At 53.1% G+C, this 1,006-nt stretch carries 1 rRNA gene; it reads left to right on the plus strand.

Annotated features, from left to right (window positions below):
* A 23S ribosomal RNA gene (locus L21TH_RS07875) occupies positions 1-1,006 on the plus strand; the annotation flags it as partial.

The following is a 1,006-nucleotide window of genomic DNA, read 5'->3' on the forward strand; positions in this document are numbered from 1 at the left end:
GGAGCATTCTGTACGGGTCGAAGCTACACCGTAAGGAGTGGTGGACTGTACAGAAGAGAGAATGCTGGCATGAGTAGCGAAAGGTGAGTGAGAATCTCACCCATCGGAAGCCTAAGGTTTCCTGAGGAAGGCTCGTCCACTCAGGGTTAGTCGGGACCTAAGCCGAGGCCGAATGGCGTAGGCGATGGAAAACAGGTTGAGATTCCTGTACCACCTGTTTGCGTTTGAGAGATGGGGTGACGCAGGAGGATAGGCTATGCGCACTGTTGGTTATGTGCGTCCAAACCTGTAGGGAGTTTCTGTAGGCAAATCCGCAGAAACAATCCCGAGAGGTGATGGGGAGCGAAAAATAAGTAGCGAAGTAGTCGATTCCACACTGCCAAGAAAAGCCTCTATCGAGTAAACAGGTGCCCGTACCGCAAACCGACACAGGTAGGCAGGGAGAGAATCCCAAGATGAGCGGGAGAACCCTTGTTAAGGAACTCGGCAAAATGACCCCGTAACTTCGGGAGAAGGGGTGCCGGTTGAGGTGAAGCCTTTACGGCGTAAGCTTTGACCGGTCGCAGTGACCAGGCCCAAGCGACTGTTTAGCAAAAACACAGGTCTCTGCTAAGTCGAAAGACGAAGTATAGGGGCTGACGCCTGCCCGGTGCTGGAAGGTTAAGGGGAAGTGTTAGCGCAAGCGAAGCACTGAACTTAAGCCCCAGTAAACGGCGGCCGTAACTATAACGGTCCTAAGGTAGCGAAATTCCTTGTCGGGTAAGTTCCGACCCGCACGAAAGGCGCAACGACTTGGGCACTGTCTCAACAAGGGACCCGGTGAAATTGTAGTACTCGTGAAGATGCGAGTTACCCGCGACAGGACGGAAAGACCCCGTGGAGCTTTACTGCAGGCTGACATTGGATTTTGGTATCAATTGTACAGGATAGGTGGGAGACTTAGAAGTCGGGGCGCCAGCTTCGGTGGAGTCATCCTTGGGATACCACCCTATTGGTACTGGAATTC

This window comes from Caldisalinibacter kiritimatiensis (genome assembly GCF_000387765.1).
GTDB lineage: Bacteria > Bacillota > Clostridia > Tissierellales > Caldisalinibacteraceae > Caldisalinibacter > Caldisalinibacter kiritimatiensis.